General features: G+C 65.3%; 2 protein-coding genes. Both read left to right on the plus strand.

Annotated features, from left to right (window positions below; genetic code table 11):
* Positions 1-204, plus strand: a 204-nt coding sequence (locus tag AB1609_23535) for a hypothetical protein (GenBank protein MEW6049407.1), incomplete at its 5' end; no start/stop codon positions are given.
* Positions 205-330: 126 nt separating this feature from the next.
* On the plus strand, positions 331-1,425 hold the full coding sequence (locus tag AB1609_23540; protein MEW6049408.1) for an IS630 family transposase: 1,095 nt from the start codon (positions 331-333) through the stop codon (positions 1,423-1,425).
* Positions 1,426-1,583 lie beyond the last annotated feature (158 nt).

A 1,583-nucleotide genomic window follows, 5' to 3' on the forward strand; every position in this document is an offset into this window, starting at 1 on the left:
GACGCCGTGCTCGAGGCAAGAGAAGGCCAGGAGGGCCCGGCGGCAGGCGAGAACGCCGCGGAGAACGGGGCTCTCGAGAGTCCGGGCGAGGCCGGGCAGGAGCCGGCGAGGGCGTACGGTGCGGACGCTGAGGCCGACACCGGCGACGGCAAGATCTCCGCGGACGAACAGACGGAGGACATGGAGCGGGGCGCCGCCTACTAGTAGGGTGACCCGCAAATAACATGGCAGTACCTTCGTAACTCTGATACACTGCCCTCAGCCGCCAGGAGGGGGTTGAGGGTGGTGCCGTTCGAAAGGAAGCGACCGGCATTGGTCTTGTCCGAGGAGATGGCCGCCCAGCTTGAGCGCATCAGCCGCTCCCGTACTACCGCCGTGCGCCGGGTCGAGCGGGCCCGCATGCTGCTCGCTTACGCCGCAGGGGAGACCATTTCTTCCATTGCGGCTCGCCTTGGGACTAATCGCCCCAAGGTGGAGCGCTGTATTGACAAGGCGCTGCAGTTGGGGCCCGAAGCCGCCCTGGGTGACCTTCCCGGACGAGGGAGGCGCCCCCGTATCCCGGCCGAGGCACGGGCGTGGGTCGTCTCGCTGGCGTGCCAAAAGCCCAAGGATCTGGGCTATCCCCACGAGCTGTGGACCACGCGGCTGCTGGTCCGACACATCCGCCGGCACTGCGAAGCCGCCGGCCATCCCAGCCTGGTCTGCATAGGGACCGGGACCCTGTCTCGGGTTCTTGCCGAGCACGCGATCCGCCCCCACAAGATCCGCTATTACCTGGAGCGACGTGATCCGGACTTCGACGCGAAGATGGCGCAACTGCTCCTCGTCTACAAGCACGTGGAGCTGCTTCGCCAGCGGCAGGACCCTTCGGGCCCGCTGCATGCGGTGCTCTCGTACGACGAAAAACCCGGCATCCAGGTGCTGGGGACCACCGCCCCCGACCGGCCCCCGCAGCCCGGTCAGCAAAGGGGCTGGAGCCGGGACTACGAGTACGTTCGCCACGGTACCCTCACCTTGATGGCTGCCATCGACCTGCTAACGGGGCACGTCCACAGCCAGGTGGTCAACCGTCACCGAAGCCGGGAGTTCGTTCAGTTTCTGAAGCGGCTCGATGCCAGCTACCCCGGCGGGATCCCGATCCGCATCATCCTCGACAATCACTCCGCCCACCTCTCCAAAGAGACGCGCAGCTACCTGGCCACGGTCCCGAATCGGTTCGAGTTCATCTTCACGCCCAAGCACGGCTCCTGGCTGAACCTCATCGAAGCCTTCTTCGCCAAGATGGCCAAGAGCCTCTTGCGCGGCATCCGGGCCAACTCCAAAGACGAAATGGCCCGCCGGATTGCGCAGTACATCGACGACCTCAACCAGGAGCCGGTCGTCTTTCGCTGGAAGCACGGGTTGGAGACCCTCTCTGTCACCTAACTTGTCATTGAAATGTTATTTACGGGACGCTCTACTAGGAGCAGGTGGTGAGGCGGTGGCCCTTGCAGTGCTTCCAGAGATCCGGTGCGGCAGCCCCAGAAGCTGCCGCACCGCTATCATGAGGCCAGTGTGCACCGGCCGGAACGGGAAGGCAGGCG

Source organism: Bacillota bacterium, from assembly GCA_040754675.1.
In the GTDB taxonomy this organism is placed as follows: domain Bacteria; phylum Bacillota; class Limnochordia; order Limnochordales; family Geochordaceae; genus Geochorda.

Bases quoted from the DNA above. Each gene is read 5' to 3' on its own strand.
- AB1609_23540 (MEW6049408.1), top strand. From the start codon at position 331: ATGGCCGCCCAGCTTGAGCGCATCAGCCGCTCCCGTACTACCGCCGTG.